Source organism: Citrobacter sp. wls826 (assembly GCF_005281245.1).
Lineage (GTDB): Bacteria > Pseudomonadota > Gammaproteobacteria > Enterobacterales > Enterobacteriaceae > Citrobacter > Citrobacter braakii.
On sequence record NZ_SZWS01000018.1, the window covers coordinates 156,331 to 170,425 of the forward strand.

The 14,095-nt window shown below is 52.8% G+C and carries 17 protein-coding genes; 13 read left to right on the plus strand and 4 right to left on the minus strand.

All coding sequences use genetic code 11. From position 1 onward, the window contains the following. The coding region (locus FDW87_RS03400; RefSeq protein ID WP_137379479.1) for a peroxiredoxin C at positions 1-581 on the minus strand (581 nt) is incomplete at its 3' end. 168 nt (positions 582-749) lie between these two features. Beyond that, complete coding sequence (gene acpH, locus FDW87_RS03405; RefSeq protein WP_019076154.1) at positions 750-1,331, minus strand: ACP phosphodiesterase; 582 nt, start codon at positions 1,329-1,331, stop codon at positions 750-752. Between the two features lie 217 nt (positions 1,332-1,548). On the opposite strand from acpH, the gene queA reads away from it, so the two are divergent. The 7 genes from queA (at position 1,549) to FDW87_RS03440 (ending at position 8,265) form a co-directional block, all read left to right on the plus strand. Continuing rightward, positions 1,549-2,619: a tRNA preQ1(34) S-adenosylmethionine ribosyltransferase-isomerase QueA gene (gene queA / locus FDW87_RS03410; protein WP_003021529.1), complete on the plus strand. Its 1,071-nt coding sequence runs from the start codon at positions 1,549-1,551 to the stop codon at positions 2,617-2,619. 55 nt (positions 2,620-2,674) lie between these two features. After that, a complete protein-coding gene (tgt, locus tag FDW87_RS03415; protein ID WP_003021535.1) occupies positions 2,675-3,802 on the plus strand; it encodes a tRNA guanosine(34) transglycosylase Tgt in 1,128 nt (375 codons plus the stop codon). A gap of 22 nt (positions 3,803-3,824) precedes the next feature. Then, on the plus strand, positions 3,825-4,157 hold the full coding sequence (yajC, locus tag FDW87_RS03420) for a preprotein translocase subunit YajC (protein ID WP_003021544.1): 333 nt from the start codon (positions 3,825-3,827) through the stop codon (positions 4,155-4,157). A 27-nt stretch (positions 4,158-4,184) separates the two neighbouring features. Then, a complete protein-coding gene (gene secD / locus FDW87_RS03425) occupies positions 4,185-6,032 on the plus strand; it encodes a protein translocase subunit SecD (protein ID WP_003021547.1) in 1,848 nt (615 codons plus the stop codon). Between the two features lie 10 nt (positions 6,033-6,042). Then, positions 6,043-7,014 (plus strand): protein translocase subunit SecF, encoded by a 972-nt coding sequence (gene secF, locus FDW87_RS03430; RefSeq protein WP_003021550.1) that lies wholly within the window; start codon positions 6,043-6,045, stop codon positions 7,012-7,014. Positions 7,015-7,183: 169 nt separating this feature from the next. Next, positions 7,184-7,549, plus strand: coding sequence for a VOC family protein (locus tag FDW87_RS03435; protein ID WP_016152028.1), 366 nt, complete (start codon positions 7,184-7,186; stop codon positions 7,547-7,549). 23 nt (positions 7,550-7,572) lie between these two features. Continuing rightward, on the plus strand, positions 7,573-8,265 hold the full coding sequence (locus tag FDW87_RS03440; RefSeq protein ID WP_137379460.1) for a YafY family protein: 693 nt from the start codon (positions 7,573-7,575) through the stop codon (positions 8,263-8,265). A 45-nt stretch (positions 8,266-8,310) separates the two neighbouring features. Here FDW87_RS03440 and FDW87_RS03445 read toward each other — a convergent pair whose 3' ends face one another. Together FDW87_RS03445 and FDW87_RS03450 are read right to left on the minus strand one after the other, a co-directional pair. Further along, the gene (locus FDW87_RS03445) at positions 8,311-9,174 is read right to left on the minus strand and encodes a nucleoside-specific channel-forming protein Tsx (protein WP_003021561.1); all 864 of its coding nucleotides are present in this window, start codon (positions 9,172-9,174) and stop codon (positions 8,311-8,313) included. A 298-nt stretch (positions 9,175-9,472) separates the two neighbouring features. After that, complete coding sequence (locus tag FDW87_RS03450; RefSeq protein WP_016155853.1) at positions 9,473-10,012, minus strand: DUF3251 domain-containing protein; 540 nt, start codon at positions 10,010-10,012, stop codon at positions 9,473-9,475. Between the two features lie 153 nt (positions 10,013-10,165). Here FDW87_RS03450 and nrdR point away from each other — a divergent pair, with 153 nt between their 5' ends. The 6 genes from nrdR to FDW87_RS21690 all read left to right on the plus strand — a co-directional run. Beyond that, positions 10,166-10,615 carry a transcriptional regulator NrdR gene (gene nrdR, locus FDW87_RS03455; RefSeq protein ID WP_016152032.1) on the plus strand — a complete coding sequence of 150 codons (450 nt, stop codon included), beginning with the start codon at positions 10,166-10,168 and terminating at the stop codon, positions 10,613-10,615. 3 nt (positions 10,616-10,618) lie between these two features. Beyond that, positions 10,619-11,722, plus strand: coding sequence for a bifunctional diaminohydroxyphosphoribosylaminopyrimidine deaminase/5-amino-6-(5-phosphoribosylamino)uracil reductase RibD (gene ribD / locus FDW87_RS03460; protein WP_016152033.1), 1,104 nt, complete (start codon positions 10,619-10,621; stop codon positions 11,720-11,722). Between the two features lie 86 nt (positions 11,723-11,808). Continuing rightward, entirely contained in the window at positions 11,809-12,279 is a 471-nt protein-coding gene (ribE, locus tag FDW87_RS03465) for a 6,7-dimethyl-8-ribityllumazine synthase (protein ID WP_016152034.1), read from the plus strand. A 19-nt stretch (positions 12,280-12,298) separates the two neighbouring features. Continuing rightward, complete coding sequence (gene nusB / locus FDW87_RS03470) at positions 12,299-12,718, plus strand: transcription antitermination factor NusB (protein ID WP_000801129.1); 420 nt, start codon at positions 12,299-12,301, stop codon at positions 12,716-12,718. A gap of 77 nt (positions 12,719-12,795) precedes the next feature. Continuing rightward, positions 12,796-13,773 carry a thiamine-phosphate kinase gene (thiL, locus tag FDW87_RS03475; RefSeq protein WP_137379461.1) on the plus strand — a complete coding sequence of 326 codons (978 nt, stop codon included), beginning with the start codon at positions 12,796-12,798 and terminating at the stop codon, positions 13,771-13,773. Then, the coding region (locus FDW87_RS21690) for a phosphatidylglycerophosphatase A (protein WP_252362987.1) at positions 13,751-14,095 on the plus strand (345 nt) is incomplete at its 3' end. The genes thiL and FDW87_RS21690, both read left to right, overlap by 23 nt.

Below are 14,095 nucleotides of genomic sequence, written 5' to 3' on the forward strand. Positions count from 1 at the left end.
GTCAGGTATTTTGCCACGCCGTCCGGAGACGCGTTCATACCTTCTTTACCTTTTTCCCACTGTGCCGGGCAAACGTCGCCGTGCTCTTCGTGGAACTGCAGCGCGTCAACCATGCGCAGCATTTCGTCGATGTTACGACCCAGCGGCAGATCGTTAACCACCTGGTGGCGAACAACGCCGTTAGCGTCGATCAGGAAAGAACCGCGCAGAGCAACGCCCGCTTCCGGGTGCTCGATGCCGTAGGCTTTCTGGATTTCGCGTTTGATGTCAGCAACCATTGCGTATTTCACTGCACCGATGCCGCCTTTGTCGACAGGGGTGTTACGCCATGCGTTGTGGACAAATTCAGAGTCGAAGGAAACGCCAACAACTTCCACGCCGCGCTTCTGGAATTCTTCGTAACGTTTGTCGAAAGCGATCAGTTCAGACGGGCAAACGAAGGTGAAGTCCATCGGCCAGAAGAACAGAACGGTAGTTTTACCGTTGGTATGCTGTTTGAAGTTGAAGTTTTCAACGATCTCACCGCTACCCAGTACCGCAGCTGCTGTGAAATCCGGAGCCTGACGAGTTACCAGTACCATATAATTCTCCTGCAATGTTAAGGGGTTTTTGGAACGCAACGCGGGCCAGTATAGAGAGTGTTCGGGAATAAGACAAAGAGGCGCTGGCAATCAATGAGACAGGTTTTGTCTATCAATCTTTTGCCGGATGGCGGCTACTGCTTATCCGGCGGCTAATATGGGCTGTAGTCAAAGGGTTTTACGCTGCGCCTGTTCCATCATTTGCGGATAAAACTGCCAGAATCGTTCCTCTAACGCATCGTAATGCGTATCCAGGTCATACCATGAGTCACGCAGGGCATCGAGTCGTGGGCGGCGGCTGGCCATGCCATTCAGGACGTTCTGGATAAAATCCATGTCCCGATAGCGCTCAAGCCATTTCTCTGACCACATATAGTTGTTTAAATTGATAAAGCGCGGTGGCGATTCAGGCAAAATAGTGGTCACCTGGGTGCGAGCATAGCGCACAAAGTCCGCCAGCGGGAAGTCGGGGGATATTTCCGACCAGTGGCGCGACAGAAAATGATCCCACATTACGTCCAGCGTAATCGGCGCGACACGGCGCGTTTCGCTGCGAAACCACTCTTTGGCTTCACGCACCTGCGGCAGGTTATCGGTCATCACGTCGATACGACGGTGCATGAAGATGCCTTCTACCACGTCAGGCGAATAGTGCGTTTCCGGATTGCCCCGGACAAAGTCGGCCAACAAATTGCCGGAAAGCGAGCTGTCGGCAAGGTGAGCCAGATGCAAATGTGCAAGAAAATTCATATCCACTTCATCCTTCAAACTGCCTCTTTGTTGGCTGCCTTCACTCACCCCAGTCACTTACTTGAGTAAGCTCCCGGGGACTCATTCAGTTGCCGCCTCGATGCATCTTGAATGATTTTGTGTATAGATTATGTCTCTTAACTTGAGGGGTAAAGGTTGCAGGGAGGACGCCCCGGCACTAGACTACCCGCCTCTTATTTTAGTCTGAGTCAGTGTCATGCGCGTTACCGATTTCACCTTTGAACTACCCGAATCCCTGATTGCCCACTATCCGCAAGCTGAGCGCAGTAGTTGCCGCTTGCTGTCTTTGGACGGGCCGACGGGCGCGCTGACGCACGGTACTTTCACCGATTTGCTCGATAAGCTCAACCCTGGCGATTTGCTGGTCTTTAACAACACCCGCGTTATTCCGGCGCGTCTGTTTGGCCGTAAAGCCAGCGGCGGCAAGATCGAGGTGCTGGTCGAGCGTATGTTGGATGACAAACGTATTCTGGCGCATATTCGCGCCTCGAAAGCGCCGAAGCCGGGGGCCGAGCTGCTGCTGGGCGACGACGAAAGTATTAAAGCAACGATGGTGGCACGCCATGACGCGCTGTTTGAAGTCGAGTTTAACGACGAGCGCAGCGTGCTGGATATCCTTAACGCCATCGGCCATATGCCGCTGCCACCGTATATTGACCGTCCGGATGAAGATGCCGATCGCGAGCTGTATCAGACCGTGTATAGCGAAAAGCCCGGTGCGGTCGCCGCGCCGACTGCGGGTCTGCACTTTGACGATCCGCTGCTGGCTAAGCTGCGCGATAAAGGCATTGAAATGGCGTTCGTCACGCTGCACGTGGGCGCGGGGACTTTCCAGCCGGTGCGCGTAGACACCATCGAAGATCACATCATGCACTCCGAATATGCGGAAGTGCCGCAGGATGTCGTTGATGCTGTGCTGGCGGCGAAAGCGCGCGGCAACCGCGTGATTGCGGTGGGCACCACCTCCGTACGTTCACTGGAAAGCGCGGCGCAGGCGGCCAAAAACGACCTTATCGAGCCGTTTTTCGGCGATACGCAAATATTCATTTATCCTGGCTATAAATATCAGGTGATTGATGCCCTGGTAACCAACTTCCACCTGCCGGAATCAACGCTGATCATGCTGGTTTCCGCGTTTGCTGGTTATAAAAACACCATGCACGCCTATCATGAAGCGGTAAAAGCGGAATATCGCTTTTTTAGTTACGGTGATGCGATGTTTATCACGTACAATCCGCAGGCTATTTCTGAGCGTGTCGGGGAATAAATCCGCGATATGAGTATTTAAAACGTCGGACTGTTTTTCTGACGCAGGAGTTAAGATGAAATTTGAACTGGATACCACAGACGGTCGCGCTCGCCGCGGCCGCCTGGTTTTTGATCGTGGCGTAGTAGAAACACCTGCTTTTATGCCGGTCGGTACTTACGGCACCGTGAAAGGCATGACGCCGGAAGAAGTTGAAGCAACTGGCGCGCAGATTATCCTCGGTAACACCTTCCACCTGTGGCTGCGCCCGGGGCAGGAAATCATGAAACTGCATGGCGATCTGCACGATTTTATGCAGTGGAAAGGGCCAATCCTCACCGATTCCGGCGGCTTCCAGGTTTTCAGCCTGGGTGATATCCGTAAGATTACCGAGCAGGGCGTGCATTTCCGTAACCCGATCAACGGCGATCCGATTTTCCTCGATCCCGAGAAGTCGATGGAGATTCAATACGATCTCGGTTCCGATATCGTCATGATCTTCGACGAATGTACACCGTATCCGGCCGACTGGGACTATGCTAAACGCTCGATGGAGATGTCTCTGCGTTGGGCGAAGCGCAGTCGGGATCGTTTTGATAGCCTCGGCAACAAAAATGCGCTTTTTGGCATCATTCAGGGCAGTGTTTACGAAGATTTACGTGATATCTCCGTTAAAGGTCTGGTAGACATCGGTTTTGATGGCTACGCTGTCGGCGGTTTGGCTGTCGGTGAGCCGAAGGAAGATATGCACCGCATCCTGGAGCATGTATGCCCACAGATTCCGGCAGATAAACCTCGTTACCTGATGGGCGTCGGCAAACCAGAAGATCTGGTTGAAGGCGTACGTCGCGGTATCGATATGTTTGACTGCGTGATGCCAACGCGAAATGCCCGTAATGGTCATTTGTTTGTGACTGACGGCGTGGTAAAAATTCGTAACGCGAAACATAAAAGCGACACCAGTCCGCTCGATGCTGAGTGTGATTGCTACACCTGTCGCAATTATTCGCGCGCTTACTTGCATCATCTCGACCGTTGCAACGAAATATTGGGCGCGCGACTCAACACGATTCATAACCTTCGCTACTACCAGCGTTTGATGGCGGGTTTACGCAAGGCTATTGAAGAGGGTAAATTAGAGAGCTTCGTGACCGATTTTTACCAACGTCAGGGTAGACCAGTTCCACCTGTGAACGTTGATTAATTTTAATAATGAGGGAATTTGAATGAGCTTTTTTATTTCTGATGCGGTAGCGGCAACAGGTGCTCCGGCGCAGGGCAGCCCGATGTCTCTGATTCTGATGCTGGTGGTGTTTGGTCTGATTTTCTACTTCATGATCCTGCGCCCGCAGCAAAAGCGCACCAAAGAACACAAAAATCTGATGAACTCCATTGCGAAAGGCGATGAAGTGCTTACTAACGGTGGTCTGGTGGGTCGCGTGACCAAAGTAGCAGAATCTGGCTACATCGCTATCGCGCTGAACGACACCACTGAAGTGGTTATTAAACGTGATTTCGTAGCTGCCGTTCTGCCGAAAGGCACCATGAAGGCGCTGTAATTTATTGTTTTCCCAAAGGGAACTGCCGTGTTAAACCGTTATCCTTTGTGGAAGTATGTCATGCTGATCGTCGTTATTGTCGTCGGTCTGCTCTATGCGCTTCCCAACCTGTATGGTGAGGATCCGGCTGTTCAAATCACTGGCGTGCGCGGTGCCGCCGCCAGTGAGCAAACGCTGATCCAGGTCCAGAAAACGTTACAAGAAGATAAAATCACACCTAAGTCTGTGGCTCTGGAAGAGGGTGCTATTCTTGCGCGCTTCGACTCCACTGATACCCAACTGCGCGCTCGTGAAGTGTTAATGGGCGTATTGGGCGATCAATACGTCGTGGCGCTTAACCTTGCACCGGCAACTCCACGCTGGCTGGCAGCCATTCACGCAGAACCGATGAAACTCGGTCTTGACCTGCGTGGCGGCGTTCACTTCCTGATGGAAGTGGATATGGACACCGCGCTGAGTAAGTTGCAGGAACAAAATATCGATAGCCTGCGCAGCGATCTGCGTGAAAAAGGCATTCCTTATACTACCGTTCGCAAAGAAGATAACTACGGTCTGAGCATCACCTTCCGTGATAGCAGCGCTCGTGATGAAGCTATCTCTTACCTGAGCAAGCGTCACCAGGATCTGGTTATTTCCAGCCAGGGCAGCAATGCTCTGCGTGCGGTGATGACCGATGCGCGCCTGAGCGAAGCCCGTGAGTACGCGGTACAGCAGAACATCAATATTCTGCGTAATCGTGTTAACCAACTGGGTGTTGCTGAGCCGGTGGTCCAACGTCAGGGTGCTGACCGCATTGTGGTCGAACTGCCAGGCATTCAGGATACCGCGCGTGCGAAAGAAATTCTGGGCGCTACCGCGACGCTGGAATTCCGTCTGGTGAACACCAACGTTGACCAGTCTGCTGCGGCATCCGGGCGTGTACCGGGTGATTCGGAAGTGAAACAGTCTCGTGAAGGTCAGCCGGTTGTGCTGTACAAACGCGTGATCCTGACCGGTGATCATATCACCGACTCCACTTCCAGCCAGGACGAATACAATCAGCCGCAGGTTAACATCTCGCTGGATAGCGCGGGTGGTAACATCATGTCCAACTTCACCAAGGACAACATCGGTAAGCCGATGGCGACCCTGTTCGTGGAGTACAAAGACAGCGGTAAAAAAGATGCCAACGGTCGCGCAGTGCTGGTGAAACAGGAAGAGGTGATTAACATCGCTAACATCCAGTCTCGCCTGGGCAACAGCTTCCGTATCACCGGTATTAACAACCCGAACGAAGCGCGTCAGCTTTCTCTGCTGTTACGTGCCGGTGCGTTGATTGCGCCGATTCAGATTGTTGAAGAACGTACCATCGGTCCTACCTTGGGTATGCAGAACATTAAACAGGGTCTGGAAGCGTGTCTGGCCGGTCTGGTGGTGTCTATCCTGTTCATGATCTTCTTCTATAAGAAGTTCGGTCTGATCGCGACCAGTGCGCTGATTGCTAACCTGGTACTGATTGTCGGTATTATGTCGCTGCTGCCGGGCGCTACGCTGAGTATGCCGGGGATTGCGGGGATCGTCTTAACCCTTGCCGTCGCGGTCGATGCGAACGTACTGATTAACGAACGTATCAAAGAAGAGTTGAGTAACGGGCGTTCGGTGCAGCAGGCCATCAATGAAGGTTATGCGGGTGCATTTAGCTCCATCTTTGATGCGAACATTACGACGCTGATTAAGGTCATTATCCTGTACGCAGTTGGCACCGGGGCAATTAAAGGGTTCGCGATTACTACCGGTATTGGTGTGGCGACGTCGATGTTTACCGCGATTGTCGGTACACGTGCCATCGTAAACCTGTTGTATGGCGGCAAGCGCGTCAAAAAGCTGTCAATCTGAGGAGTGCGAAGTGGCACAGGAATATACTGTTGAACAATTGAACCACGGCCGTAAAGTCTGGGACTTTATGCGCTGGGACTACTGGGCTTTCGGCATTTCAGGTTTCCTGCTGATTGCGGCCATCGTGGTGATGGGCGTACGCGGGTTTAACTGGGGTCTCGATTTCACCGGTGGTACGGTAATTGAAATCACGCTGGAAAAACCGGCCGATATGGACGTGATGCGCGATGCGCTGGAGAAAGCGGGCTTTGTTGATCCGCTTCTGCAGAACTTCGGCAGCAGCCACGACATTATGGTGCGTATGCCGCCAACTGAAGGCGCAGACGGCGGTCAGGTACTGGGCAGCAAAGTGTTGAGTGTGATTAACGAATCCACCAACCAAAACGCCGCGGTGAAGCGAATTGAATTCGTGGGTCCGAGCGTGGGTGCAGACCTGGCGCAAACCGGTGCAATGGCGCTGATGGCGGCGTTAATATCCATCCTGGTGTACGTCGGTTTCCGCTTTGAGTGGCGACTGGCGGCAGGGGTAGTTATCGCTCTGGCGCACGACGTGATTATCACACTTGGGATCCTGTCGTTGTTCCATATTGAAATTGATCTGACTATCGTCGCATCGTTGATGTCGGTAATCGGTTACTCGCTGAACGACAGTATCGTCGTATCTGACCGTATTCGTGAAAACTTCCGCAAAATTCGTCGCGGTACGCCTTACGAAATCTTTAACGTGTCATTGACTCAGACGCTGCACCGTACGTTGATTACGTCCGGTACGACGTTGATGGTTATTCTGATGCTGTTCCTGTTCGGTGGTCCGGTACTGGAAGGCTTCTCGCTGACGATGCTGATCGGTGTTTCCATCGGTACTGCATCTTCTATCTACGTAGCATCGGCGCTGGCGCTGAAGCTGGGTATGAAGCGTGAGCACATGCTGCAGCAGAAGGTTGAGAAAGAAGGGGCGGATCAACCGTCAATTCTGCCTTAAACTATTAAGAGTGAAGATACTGGAATCCCGATCGCAAGGTCGGGATTTTTTTTGCCTGCGATTTGGTAGCAGTCCATTATCTTTTCCGGTCGCCATACTACTGACAGTATGCTGTCAGTAGCCCTGTCTTATAGTCCTTCTGAGATTACCCACACAGGCAGGAGGAAGTATGAATAACGTAATTAGCTGGTTTGAAATCCCCGTGGCACAAATGGAGCGCGCCATTGCTTTTTATGAGCCAGTGATGCAGGTTTCTTTGCGTCGTGAGAATATGGACAGCGCGGAGCTGGCCGTATTTCCACATCAGGATCCCGCTCCCGGCGGGGCGCTGGCTAAATTTGACGGTATTACGCCTTCAGCGCAGGGCGCTATTATTTATCTGCATACGGACGATTTGGCTGCAACGCTTAAACGCGTCGCCACCGCTGGCGGCCAGTGCGTGTTTGGTCCGCTCGAACTGGGGCAGGATATTGGCACTATTGCGCTGTTTACTGACAGCGAAGGCAATCGTGTTGGTTTACATCAACCCGCGTAATATTTTCAGGACTGAGGATTAAAATGACCAGACGCGCCGACCGCTTGTTTCAGATTGTACAAATCCTGCGTGGCAGGCGAGTGACAACGGCGGCGCTGCTGGCAGAACGTCTTGAGGTTTCTGAAAGGACGATTTATCGCGATATCCGCGATCTCTCTTTATCCGGCGTGCCCATTGAAGGTGAAGTGGGCAGTGGATACCGCTTAATGGCGGGGTTTGATCTGCCGCCGTTGATGTTAACGCATCGCGAATCAGAAGCGTTAATGGTAGCGATTCGGTTGCTGAAAACATGGGGCGGGGATTCACTCTCACAGGCGCTGGAATCCGCGCAGGAAAAAGTGCTGTCGATATTGCCGCCAGAGTGTCGGCGCAGAGCCGAGCAAACGCGGGTTTTCGCGCCAGATTTTGGCAATCAGCCGCATTCACGCAGTGCTTTTGATCTCATACATCGCGCGGTTTCGGCGCAGCAGGTGCTGGCGCTGCATTATCGCGACGAGTCCGGGAATCTCTCCTGGCGCGACGTTCAGCCGCTGGGGTTATTTTTCTGGGGTGAACACTGGTTGCTGGTTGCCTGGTGCGAGAAACGTGACGATTATCGCTGCTTTCGCGTTGATCGGTGTCTGAAGATCACGCCGCTCGACAGGCATTTTCGTGAATCTGCAGATCGCTCGCTAAGTGATTTTTTACGTAAAGTACGCTGTGAAGACCAGCCATAAAAAAGCCAGCGGTTAAGCTGGCTTGTCTGCGATCAATTGGCAGGATTAGAAGTTGTAACCTACGACCAGGTAACCACCCCAACCGGTAGATTTCGCGCTGAAGTCGCCTTCGCCCCAGTTCAGAGTATCTCCACCTTTCCACTGGCCGCCGTTATGGAAATAACGCGCTACTACGGAGTAGTGCCAGTGATCGTAGTTCAGCGCCAGGACGTGGCTGGAAGCGATAGAGTTGCTGGTGCGGTTCGGATCATCACCCAAATCGGAGCCCCAGTCGAAGTTGGTGAAGCCGATGTAGGTCAGTTGGCCGCCCCAAACCTGGGTGATCGGCACGAAGTATTTCACTTTGAAACGGTAGCCATCCCACTCGTTTTCGTTGGATGCGCCATAGTTCTGCCACTGGTATTTAGCATACACGTTCAGGGACAGACCCATCGGCAGACCGGTATCGATATCGGTACCCAGACCCATATACCAGGTGCTCTGGCGGCTGGCTTTGTTATCACCCATATCGTAGATGTAGTTGTTGGCGAAATACCACTCTTTGAACGGACCAAAGCTCAGGTCAGCACCGGTCAGTTTATCGATGGAGAAACGCGGTTCGATTTCCATAAACAGCGGGGAACCGTCAGACCAGATGCCTTTATCGTTGCCGTTACCCCAGTCGAAGGTTTTCGGAATATCGATGTAGCCATAGAAGTCAAACCAGTCTTTTTTGGCAAACGCTTCGTATTCCAGATACACGTCATTGTTCAGTTTCGGGGAGAAACGGGTGTGGTAGCTACCCACCACGTTGACGCTCTGGTGCCACCAGTCGGACAGATATTGCGGTTTGTCATTTTCTGCAGCGTTGGCAGTAAAAGACGAGGAGAGCGCCAGCACTGCACCGGCTGCAAGTAATGTTTTTTTCATATGTATGCCACTGTTTGAAATCCCTTTCGGGAGTGAAAAAGGCGCAAATTGCGTTTCTAAATATTTCGTGTTTCTTCGGAGCCTATTATAAAAATCATTGTTCACAAAAATATGTGTTGTTTCACAGTTCTATCATTTACGTAATCGATTGCGTTCACGTTTGTTTACTTTAGGCGGCGAATTGTACTGGCTCCCATGAATGTTGCCAAGTTTTACCAGAAATATCGGTTATGTCAGGTGAGTAACAAAACGGGCCGGAGTGATGTTGCGGAACGCACAAAACGTCCCGCAAAAAAGTTTATTGATTAACAGGCTGGATGTCGTGGATACGAACAAATCCTAACTGGTCCGGAGAGAGGCCATTTATCTGCAGCGGAATGTCTACGTCGCTGGGAGCAAGGATACTTGCTGGGGCAGTTACCAATTGGTTCTGAACGTTCGTTTCCTGATAGTTATCCGTGGTGCCCTGAATTTGTCCATACTCGACGGTAGCGCTAAAGGCGGGTAAAGGCGTAGTGGATTCACCTTGAATACGTAATGTGAGCCGCGTGCCGTCGGCGTTCGGCGCAATATTGACAAGTGACATCCGTAACATGCCAATCTGGCTGTCCAGTCGGGCTGGTGTATTGGAACCCGGCAGCAGATAGGCTCCGCTGGTTGATTTGGCATTCAACATATTTTGTTGTGTAATTTTTACCGTTTCCTGATTTAGCTGTGTCATCTCTTTATTCAACGTACTAACGCTTTGATGCATCTGGCGTACTTCGCTTTGCTGTGCGCATGCGCTAAGACTAAAGAGACTTCCCACCAGGAGAATTCTTAGGTAACGTCTTGTCATTGTGATTACTTCCTTCATTGTCGCGATAGCATAATGGTAGTGCGCACCGAGCACGAAGGCATCGATCCTTTGTCTCAAAAGCGCTGCGCCTTTGTTGTCACGCCAGTTCAGGGTAAAATAGATTTCTGTTAACCACTGAGGACAGGACGCCGTATGCATTGCCCATTCTGTTTCGCCGTAGACACTAAGGTAATTGACTCTCGTCTTGTTGGCGAGGGCTCCTCAGTACGCCGCCGTCGGCAGTGTCTGGTCTGTAACGAACGTTTCACCACTTTTGAAGTGGCTGAACTTGTCATGCCACGCGTTGTGAAAAGCAACGATGTGCGTGAACCCTTTAATGAAGATAAGCTGCGCAGCGGCATGCTCAGAGCGCTTGAGAAACGTCCGGTCAGCTCAGATGACGTCGAAATGGCGTTGAACCATATCAAATCACAACTGCGTGCGACTGGCGAGCGTGAGGTGCCGAGCAAGATGATCGGCAACCTGGTGATGGAGCAGTTGAAAAAACTCGATAAAGTCGCCTACATCCGCTTTGCCTCGGTTTACCGGAGTTTCGAAGATATCAAAGAATTTGGCGAAGAGATTGCTCGCCTACAGGACTAAGCCATGCAGGATGAATTGTACATGGCGCGCGCGCTGAAGCTTGCTGCGCGCGGACGTTTTACCACTCACCCCAATCCCAACGTGGGCTGCGTGATTGTCAAAGATGGGGAGATCGTCGGTGAAGGGTATCATCACCGCGCGGGTGAACCGCATGCCGAAGTCCACGCTCTGCGCATGGCTGGAGAAAAAGCGCAAGGGGCGACTGCCTATGTAACGCTTGAACCCTGCAGCCATCATGGTCGTACACCCCCGTGCTGCGATGCGCTGATTGCCGCAGGCGTGTCACGTGTGGTTGCAGCGATGCAGGATCCCAATCCGCAGGTAGCAGGTCGTGGTCTCTACCGTTTGCAGCAGGCGGGCATTGACGTCAGTCACGGGCTGATGATGAGCGAGGTTGAGCAGCTTAATAAAGGCTTTCTCAAGCGTATGCGTACGGGATTCCCCTACGTGCAGCTTAAACTTGGTGCGTCGCTTGATGGGCGTACGGCGATGGCCAGTGGTGAAAGCCAGTGGATAACCTCGCCACAGGCGCGTCGCGATGTGCAACGATTACGGGCGCAAAGCCATGCCATCTTAACCAGCAGCGCTACGGTGTTGGCTGACGACCCTCAGCTTACCGTGCGTTGGTCGGAACTTGGGGAGTCAACCCAGGCGAGTTACCCGCAGGAAAATCTGCGCCAGCCTATCCGCATTGTTGTTGATAGCCAGAATCAGGTCACGCCGGAACACCGTATTGTGCAACAGCCTGGAGAAACCTGGATTGCCCGGACAAAAGATGATCCTCGTAGTTGGCCGGAGACGGTGCGCAGCCTGAAGGTGCCGGAACATAACGGGCATCTGGATCTGGTGGTGCTGATGATGCAACTGGGCAAGCAGCAAATTAACAGCATTTGGGTTGAAGCTGGTCCAACGCTTGCGGGCGCGTTATTACAGGCCGGTCTGGTCGATGAGCTAATCGTGTATGTTGCGCCTAAACTGTTAGGCAGCGATGCACGAGGATTATGTGTGCTTCCAGGCCTTGAGAAACTGGCTGACGCCCCCCATTTCAAATTCAACGAAATACGCCATGTAGGTCCGGACCTTTGCCTGCATTTAGTGGGCGCATGATCTCCCGGTTCGAAAGGGAAGCAGCGCACAGATTATTATGATAAAATCCGCCCCCCTGCGGGGTCTAGTGAATCCGAAGGAAGAATATGAACATTATTGAAGCTAACGTTGCTACCCCGGACGCTCGCGTCGCCATCACCATTGCGCGTTTCAACAACTTTATCAATGACAGCCTGCTGGAAGGTGCGATCGACGCCCTGAAACGTATTGGTCAGGTTAAAGATGAAAACATTACCGTCGTTTGGGTTCCGGGCGCGTATGAGCTGCCGCTGGCAGCCTCGGTACTTGCAAAATCCGGTAAATACGACGCGGTGATTGCGTTAGGTACGGTGATTCGTGGTGGTACCGCGCACTTCGAATATGTGGCTGGCGGTGCAAGCAATGGCCTGGCGCATGTCGCTCAGGACAGTGGCATTCCGGTAGCCTTCGGTGTTCTGACCACCGAAAGTATTGAACAAGCCATCGAACGTGCTGGCACTAAAGCTGGCAACAAAGGCGCAGAAGCTGCACTGACTGCACTTGAAATGATTAATGTATTGAAAGCCATCAAGGCCTGATTTTTGTAAGGGGAAATCCGTGAAACCTGCTGCTCGTCGCCGCGCCCGTGAGTGTGCCGTCCAGGCGCTCTACTCCTGGCAGTTGTCCCAGAACGACATCGCTGATGTTGAATACCAGTTCCTGGCGGAACAGGACGTGAAAGATGTCGACGTTCTGTATTTCCGTGAACTGCTGTCCGGGGTGGCGACTAACAGCGCGTACCTGGATGGATTAATGAAGCCTTATCTGTCTCGTCTGTTGGAAGAGCTGGGTCAGGTAGAAAAAGCCGTGCTGCGTATTGCGCTGTTTGAACTGTCTAAACGTAGTGATGTGCCGTACAAAGTGGCCATCAACGAAGCGATTGAACTGGCGAAAACCTTCGGCGCTGAAGACAGCCATAAATTCGTGAACGGCGTACTGGATAAAGCAGCACCTGTGATTCGCCCCAACAAAAAGTAATCCCGAGGCCGGCTGGATGGTGGAACTTGTTTCCGCTGCCCCCGGCTTTTTCTTTTTTTTCTGCTGAGGCATAACGTATGGCATGCGGCGAATTTTCCCTGATTGCCCGTTATTTTGACCGCGTAAGAACGTCTCGTCTTGATGTCGAAACCGGTATTGGTGACGATTGCGCACTTCTGAACATCCCTGAAAAACAGACGCTGGCGATCAGCACCGATACGCTGGTGGCAGGCAACCACTTCCTCCCCGACATTGATCCCACCGATCTCGCCTGGAAAGCGCTGGCAGTGAATTTGAGCGATCTGGCGGCGATGGGAGCCGATCCTGCGTGGCTGACGCTGGCGCTCACGCTGCCTGACGTCGATGAAGCCTGGCTTGAAGCCTTCAGCGATGGCCTGTTTGAACTCCTCAATTACTATGATATGCAGCTGATAGGTGGTGACACCACGCGTGGGCCACTGTCGATGACGCTGGGTATCCACGGCTACGTCCCTGTTGGACGGGCCTTAAAACGCTCCGGTGCGAAACCGGGGGACTGGATTTATGTGACCGGTACGCCGGGCGACAGCGCGGCCGGGCTGGCGATTTTGCAGGATCGCTTGCAGGTGGCAGATGCAAAAGACGCAGACTATCTGCTTAAACGTCATCTGCGTCCAACGCCGCGTATTTTGCAGGGACAAGCCCTGCGCGATCTGGCCAGTGCGGCTATCGATATTTCCGACGGCCTGATTTCCGATCTGGGGCATATCGTCAAGGCCTGCGGCTGTGGGGCGCGGGTTAACGTCGATGCGTTGCCATACTCTACGGCATTTGCCCAACACGTTGAGCCGGAACAAGCCCTGCGCTGGGCGCTCTCGGGTGGTGAAGATTATGAGTTATGCTTTACCGTACCGGAAATTAACCGTGGCGCACTGGACGTGGCGCTGGGGAATCTCGGCGCATCGTTTACCTGCATTGGGCAGATGAGCGCGGACGTGGAAGGCATTCACTTTACGCGCGACGGAAAACCCGTCACGTTCGACTGGAAAGGATATGACCATTTTGCCGCGCCTTAAAAAAGATGTCGCCAAAAGCCGCCTGAGTATGCGCAATCCGTGGCACCTGTTGGCCACCGGTTTTGGCAGCGGGCTGAGCCCAATTGTTCCAGGCACGATGGGATCGCTGGCGGCGATCCCTTTTTGGTATTTAATGACGTTTCTGCCGTGGCAGCTGTATTCACTGGTGGTCATGTTGTCTATCTGTATCGGCGTTTATCTGTGCCATCAAACGGCGAAAGATATGGGCGTGCACGATCACGGTAGCATTGTCTGGGACGAGTTTGTCGGGATGTGGATAACCCTGATGGCGCTGCCGACCCACGACTGGCAGTGGGTCGCC

Excerpts from the sequence above, each read along its gene's own strand:
- ribE (WP_016152034.1), top strand. The coding sequence starts at position 11,809 with ATGAACATTATTGAAGCTAACGTTGCTACCCCGGACGCTCGCGTCGCC.
- FDW87_RS03440 (WP_137379460.1), top strand. The coding sequence starts at position 7,573 with ATGACCAGACGCGCCGACCGCTTGTTTCAGATTGTACAAATCCTGCGT.
- tgt (WP_003021535.1), top strand. The coding sequence starts at position 2,675 with ATGAAATTTGAACTGGATACCACAGACGGTCGCGCTCGCCGCGGCCGC.
- ribD (WP_016152033.1), top strand. The coding sequence starts at position 10,619 with ATGCAGGATGAATTGTACATGGCGCGCGCGCTGAAGCTTGCTGCGCGC.
- nrdR (WP_016152032.1), top strand. The coding sequence starts at position 10,166 with ATGCATTGCCCATTCTGTTTCGCCGTAGACACTAAGGTAATTGACTCT.
- queA (WP_003021529.1), top strand. The coding sequence starts at position 1,549 with ATGCGCGTTACCGATTTCACCTTTGAACTACCCGAATCCCTGATTGCC.
- yajC (WP_003021544.1), top strand. The coding sequence starts at position 3,825 with ATGAGCTTTTTTATTTCTGATGCGGTAGCGGCAACAGGTGCTCCGGCG.
- FDW87_RS03435 (WP_016152028.1), top strand. The coding sequence starts at position 7,184 with ATGAATAACGTAATTAGCTGGTTTGAAATCCCCGTGGCACAAATGGAG.
- FDW87_RS03445 (WP_003021561.1), bottom strand. The coding sequence starts at position 9,174 with ATGAAAAAAACATTACTTGCAGCCGGTGCAGTGCTGGCGCTCTCCTCG.
- acpH (WP_019076154.1), bottom strand. The coding sequence starts at position 1,331 with ATGAATTTTCTTGCACATTTGCATCTGGCTCACCTTGCCGACAGCTCG.
- FDW87_RS03450 (WP_016155853.1), bottom strand. The coding sequence starts at position 10,012 with ATGACAAGACGTTACCTAAGAATTCTCCTGGTGGGAAGTCTCTTTAGT.
- thiL (WP_137379461.1), top strand. The coding sequence starts at position 12,796 with ATGGCATGCGGCGAATTTTCCCTGATTGCCCGTTATTTTGACCGCGTA.